This window comes from Candidatus Stygibacter australis (assembly GCA_030765845.1).
Classification (GTDB): domain Bacteria; phylum Cloacimonadota; class Cloacimonadia; order Cloacimonadales; family TCS61; genus Stygibacter; species Stygibacter australis.
This window is the reverse complement of record JAVCDJ010000205.1, coordinates 22434-28994: the sequence shown is the minus strand read 5'-3', so window position 1 is coordinate 28994 and position 6561 is coordinate 22434. Positions and strand designations below refer to the sequence as shown.

Genomic DNA, 6561 nt, shown 5'->3' with positions numbered 1-6561 from the left:
AGCACTAGCTCGTAGCTCTTTTTTTTTCTATGAACTGGTGCTCGTAGTTCCCATCATGTCCATAATCCAGTTTAGTATTTTTCCTCGTAGAGTATAATTATTTGTAGATTGGATAATGACACGATCCCCCCGCTCCCTTTTCTTCAACTACACAGCCGTTGAGGGAAAAAGAAATTGGTGGAAATCTGGTTCATTTTACTACAAATAAATAAGCACTACGTGCTAAATAAGAGCAAAAAATCCAGCCCCGTTAAGCAGGAGTTATGAGCGGTACTCCGGACATGACTTCTGGCGATCAGTTACTACCAAACTTCAATATAAGTGGACGTGCACTCCTGAGTACTCTCAGGTGGGGCGCGAACGCTACAGTTATTACCCGCAAACTGCCCGTCATCTGCGTCCCACTTCCGGAATACCGTTAGCGGTACACATCTGACTTAAATAGTAATATCCCAACACACCCCCATCATCTTTTAAGTAGCATACTGGTAACCTATTAGTATCTCAACTGGGCTACGCATAACAAAATAATGTTATGCGTAGCCCAGTTGAGATACCCCTTTGTTACCCGTAGGATACTCAGTTATTCCTTAAGGACTGGTATAAATTAAAAAAGGCGTAAAATATGATCTTTGTATTTTTCTAAAATCAGCCAGTTGAAAGTCAATTTTGTTTTATATCTAACCCAGAGCAGGGATGCTTTGGATACAGATACTATTTTCGTGTCATTTAGCGGTATTCGTGGTTAAATTATTACATCTTGTCAGCCTGAGGCTGATTACATTATCCGTGTAATCCGTGGTTCTTCTAAAAAATCTTCTTCATTATACACCAGTTCTATGATAAGATTATTCTTTTACTATCAACTCCAGTATGTATCAGATGTTCCATTTACTCATTTTCAGCCTCATTACCCCAATTCATAATATATCTCTTTTAAATATAATTTCTTAGCACCATAATCAGTCCATCTCTTACCCCCCTGTACCCTCCCTGTGGGTTCCCTGTGGGTTACAAGTGTACTAATCTCATATTTTAGCTAATTATGGTATAATAATAATAATATAACGTATAGCCCGTAATACATCAAAATAATAACAATATTTGATTATATAAAAAAAACCATGCCACCCAACCAAGTTATCGAGTTATGGCGATGTACTCATCGAAATGACTTAAGGACGATCAGTTATCACCAATGCCAGATGTACGCCCAGATAGGTAAAATCAAACCAGGGATGGTCTGGTTACGCAGCATAAATCAGCACCAGCAGCAATTAAAAAAAATCTATCATTCACTACTCTTTATTAAATAGTTCGTTTTGTTCGTTGCTTAAAAAAATCTTACATTACATTCTTCCGTGTAGTCCGTGCTGTCTGTGGTTAATAATTCTTACATTACATTTCTCTGTGCCCTCTGTGGTAAAAATTCTTACATTACATTATCATTGGCTAAACTATTTCTTAATAATTGAAATTCCCATCAACAATCCCTGCTCATCCCCATCATCATTATGTTCAAAGTAATATTTTAATTCACCTTTATAAAATTTCCAGTTTTTTATCAGCAATATACCTGCCCGGTAACCATCTCCAGTAAGGCAGACCTGTTTATTACTGTATCGCAGGTTATTTTCATATAAATACAATGGTAATTCTCCCCGAAAAGCAGTTAGCCTTAACCATAATTTACTATTTCCGAACTTCCTGCCTGCCTGCTGATAGATCACAAACCCCCGCTTTATTTCTCCTGAACCTGTGTTTTCTTCCCATCTAAAGCCCATTCGGGACTGCAGGATAATATCTTCAACTTCCTGACTAAACGTAATCTGACCAGAGCCATTCACAACGGGTATCACCAGACTGGAATCATCAATTGCCACATGCTGATCTGCTTTTCTATACCGTCCATAGATCTCCAGATAATTATCACCCCTGCCGTATTTCACATTAAGCATCTCTTCTGCTCCTCCAGTTGGCAGTTCTATCAGATACCGTTTATCTGGGAAATTATAAAGGTCAGCATACATATCAATCCGCCATCTATTGTCCGGTTTGAGCGTTATTCCATAATAAATGCCTTCCTCTCCCCCAAAATGAGATTTCCTTGCTGCAGGATTCCCATGAATATCAGGAAAATCTGCCTGATACCTCCTGAACAGCAAATACTGCCTGAACTTACTACTGCCATATTTCAAGGTCAAACTTCCTGCCCATTTAGCTTCTGAATATGCTATCTCTCCACCAGTCAGAAGATTTCTTCCCTTATACTCAATCCAACCCGAATAGTTTTCCAGCTCTCCCCATCCAACTTCTTTTTCAAACTCTTCTGAATAACGCAGCCGTTCTGCCAGTAATCCCAGTTTCCAATTACTCCATTCCCGCAATAACGCTCCCCCCAGGCAGGTTTCTAATGTATAAAACTCCTCTTCATCACTGCCATCGGTGATTGAACTGATCAACATACTATCAGCATAATTAACTGCCAGCTTAGCTTCGGAAAAATAGATTATCCCCCGAAATGCACCTTGCTTATATTGCACTGCCGATCCTGAAAAATATGTATTCTCATAGCTGCTGGTATATGGTCTGATAACATTGTCTGAACTCGAATAAAATCCCCCTGCTGTCTTGCCAAAACCCATTCTGAAAGCCGGAGCATGCAAAATTCCCTGTCCCCAGCGGACAGTATATTGTCCTACCAAAAACTGCCAGGGATAGCAATCATATTTAAAATAAAAGGGATGAAAAACATCTTCAACTGCTTCCTCTCCCCTTCTGTCCAGCAAAATTCCCAGTTCCACATCTCCCTGCTGGATTTTCGTCCTGAAACTGCTCCTGGTAAAACTGGTATCACTAAATGCTGATACTAATGCCATATTGATCTTGCTTTCTGCCGGTCTGCTGTAAGTGATATAAGTATCCAGAAGTCGCATTACATCTTCCGGCATACCCTTCTTTATCAGTTCATTACGATTCTTAATTTGCCTGCCTTTTACTATATCATGCAATTTTCTAATCTCTTCTGGTTCTATACCCGGGATGATTAGTAATCTATCCAGACTCTCAAAATTAATGGCTACCGGTGATTCCTGAAGTTCAATAAGTGCAATTTCAATTTCCGGCTGGCTGCTGATAGCTTCTTGTTCATTATATAGTAACTCGCTATCCACTACTCCCCAGATTATTGACACCCACAATAGTAAACCGAGACTAATTAACTGCCGTATATTGCAGACTGAGATAATGACTCTCCTGCAGGTCTTCATGATATTGCAAACCATATGATACTGCTATTTTACCAATAATGATTTCAAATCCGCAACCCAGACTGCCCGGATAAAAACTATATGAAGATATCAACCTGAATGATCTGCTCACAGAATAATCTCCTGCCAGGGTTGGGTGAAATTCAAAGCCCGTTTCCTTCTCTATCCTTATTGCCAGATTACCATCAGTCACTGCCTGCCAGTTTGCCTCCCACACAAAATATATCGGAATTGTTTCTTCTTCTATTGTGCCAGCTCCTACATTCAACCAGGAAACAGCACTTGACAACGTTTCGAGCTGCCATGACATTCCCAGATCAAATAAAAATGCTCCCTCAATCGGCTCCTCACTGATATCAATAAGTAAATTACGGATATTAATCCCTGCCCGAAAATTCTCATTGCCGTATCCCAGATTGATCAATTGATTGGTTTCCTTATAAAAGGGATGATGAAGATGATCGATGGCATAGCCAAGAGTAAAATCCTGCCACTCAGTCCCTGCCGCCAGAATATATCGCGGTAATTCAGCTAAATTATACATTCTGGTATTACTGAAGTAAATCCCCGTTCCTCCCAAAGAGGGATAACTGAATATCGCTCCACTATCTCCGCTGATATATCCGCAACAATTACTCGCTGCTGATTTTGCACTCCAGGGCAATAGTAATCCAGCAGCAGATAAATCTACCAGACACAAATTGAGCATAATAATAATACAGATCTTCAGAAATTTCATACTACTTCACTCGTGTTTTATTCTCACCATTTAATTCATCAATCAAACTATAAGTGGATTTCCTGTTGATATATGTCAAATATTTTTTTGTACCAACAAAGCTATCGGGTAAGACGCTACTCCGGATTGACTTGAGGACAACCACTTCCACCCCCAGAAAAATCTTTAGTGAATCCCGATCCTCCCCTGAAAACCCTACCCAGTTGGTCTTAACTCAATATCTTTTCTTCATCTTCTTCTCTTTCTTTCGCGCCTTAGCGGTTGATAAATTCTTTGGGGAAATTAATTTCCCCAAAGAATACAAACTCAAAGAACAAAATTCAAACTACGGGAGAGTCCTGGCACAACGGAATCCGAAAGAGCCGAAAGCGATAGTCGGGACGCTGCTGTAGCGACGCCAGGAACGCAAATAGTCGCTGCCACCGTAGTCGCCCCACGTCCCGCCACGCAAAACCCGGCTCATAGAATCCATCCAACTGTCTGTCCAATCAAATACATTCCCACACATGTCATAGCAACCATAAGGTGAAGGACTGTCGATAGTCTGAAATCCTTCATATAATTGACCATTATAGAAACCTACCGGGGTAGTGCCATTATCCCAGGGGTCTCCGCTATCATCATAATTAGCTCTATCTCCACTGAGCGAGTTACCCCAGGGATAGTCATAACCGGTCATCCCACGCGCGGACTTTTCCCATTCTTGCTCAGTAGGCAATCTAAAATCATAATGCAAAGCAAAAGCATTAGCACCAAACCAAGTTACATCAACAACCGGGTGGTTTTCGTAACTTTCCTGAATATTAAAGTTACTGCCATCCCAGCTTATCCTGCAACTATAACTACTCATATCATAAAACTCGTAATCTCCTGCTATATAATTTATATCCCCAGCATAATAACCGGAAACAGAAGCAGATGTTACTGCTACTTCTATATCACCTGCAGCAAGTGCTTCTTGTAAATATGCTGCATACTGACTATTTGTTACTTCATACTTCATGATCTCATAATTGTAATCAATTGTCTGAATTACATCATTTTCACCCCAGGTATAAGTTCCAAATGCCACGTAGCACCATTCAAATCCACCTTCACCATTACGGTCATCAGCAGTAATTTTGATCATGGTGGGGATATTCAGAACTCCCGGATGATCAACCGCAAAATCCCAGATTATCTGCTTACCTGTTCCTGAAGTGATATCAAGCCCGATATCACCGCTAACATTATTGATCGAGTAATTCCAGCTTTCACCTTCGTTATTCGAAGCTGTTATGCTCACCAGCATACTATCACCATCCGCGTCTTGCAGATCATAACTAATATCAACTATAAATGAACCATCATCACGCTGTTCCACTACTACATTACTAACTACAGGGATCTCATTACAAAACAAATTTAGCCCTATAAAAATCAAAACAACTAAAAATATCTTCTTCATCATAAACTCCTATAAGATTTAAATAAGCTAAGCTATCGAGTTAAGACGGTACTCCGGATTGACTTGAGGGCGACCATTTACACACCCTCCAGAAGAAATCTTAAGTCAATCCCGACCCTCCCAAGAAGACCATTCCCAGACGGTCTTAACTCAATATTTTTTCTTAATCTTCTTCTTTCGCGTCATTTCGCGCCTTTAGCGGTTGATGATCTTCCTTCTTTCCTGGTTACTACTGGTTCTTCTTCTACGGGGAAGATGTCTATCATATCTACAGAATATTGCAGGATAAGGCTAGCATCATAAGCTTCGATAGCTGTATTACCATCTACATCAGCGATAGTCTGGCGCCAGTCTTCCCAGGGCAAAGGAACACCTTGCGGTTCCATCATACAGAAATACTGCAATACTAATGATGCATCAAAGCTCTCTACCAGCGTATTATTATCAACATCACCATAACGCACTGAACTCAGCAGACATAATTCTGAAATTCCTTCGCCAACATGATTCACCTCTTCACTCATTGATGAAAGATAAACCAATGCGGAAATACCTTCACCAATATGCCCTAAATCCTCTTCCATAGAAGAAAGCAGCACCAGCTCCGATATGCCAATACCCACATGATTCACCTCTTCACTCATAGATGAAAGATAAACCAGACTGGAAATGCCTTCTCCAATATGACCAGGGTCTTCTTCCATTGAAGAAAGATAAACCAGACTGGAAATGCCTTCTCCAATGTGTCCAAGATCTTCTTCCATTGAGGAAAGATAAGCTAATTCAGACACGTCCCACCCGATTGCTGCTATAACTGGAAGAACAAATATCAGCAGTAAGAGCAACACATACAAACGTCGTAAGTTCATAAAATACCTCCTTTAAAATATGTTAAATACATAAAATTTATCTTAGCAATCAGTAAATACATCTCTACTATTCCAATTATGCCATTTTAATTATTTCACTCTTATATATCTATAAACCTATTTATCATAATTTATTACTATTCAAAATAGTTTGCTTTCTCCAATTTTAGTCAAGATTTTTGTTAAAAACTACGCATCCTACCTTTATTTTAGAAATGGGAATTATCTTACAATAGG

Annotated in this window: 4 protein-coding genes; all 4 read right to left on the bottom strand. The window is 39.8% G+C overall.

The window, feature by feature from the left end; all coding sequences use genetic code 11:
* Positions 1–1457: 1457 nt before the first annotated feature.
* Positions 1458–3194, bottom strand: coding sequence for a hypothetical protein (locus tag RAO94_10820; GenBank protein MDP8322831.1), 1737 nt, complete (start codon positions 3192–3194; stop codon positions 1458–1460).
* 19 nt (positions 3195–3213) lie between these two features.
* Positions 3214–4008, bottom strand: coding sequence for a hypothetical protein (locus tag RAO94_10815; GenBank protein ID MDP8322830.1), 795 nt, complete (start codon positions 4006–4008; stop codon positions 3214–3216).
* A gap of 325 nt (positions 4009–4333) precedes the next feature.
* A complete protein-coding gene (locus RAO94_10810; protein ID MDP8322829.1) occupies positions 4334–5458 on the bottom strand; it encodes an SUMF1/EgtB/PvdO family nonheme iron enzyme in 1125 nt (374 codons plus the stop codon).
* Positions 5459–5637: 179 nt separating this feature from the next.
* Positions 5638–6324, bottom strand: coding sequence for a dockerin type I domain-containing protein (locus tag RAO94_10805; GenBank protein ID MDP8322828.1), 687 nt, complete (start codon positions 6322–6324; stop codon positions 5638–5640).
* Positions 6325–6561: the final 237 nt, after the last annotated feature.

Bases quoted from the DNA above. Each gene is read 5' to 3' on its own strand.
- RAO94_10815 (MDP8322830.1), bottom strand. From the start codon at position 4,008: ATGAAATTTCTGAAGATCTGTATTATTATTATGCTCAATTTGTGTCTG.
- RAO94_10810 (MDP8322829.1), bottom strand. From the start codon at position 5,458: ATGATGAAGAAGATATTTTTAGTTGTTTTGATTTTTATAGGGCTAAAT.
- RAO94_10805 (MDP8322828.1), bottom strand. From the start codon at position 6,324: ATGAACTTACGACGTTTGTATGTGTTGCTCTTACTGCTGATATTTGTT.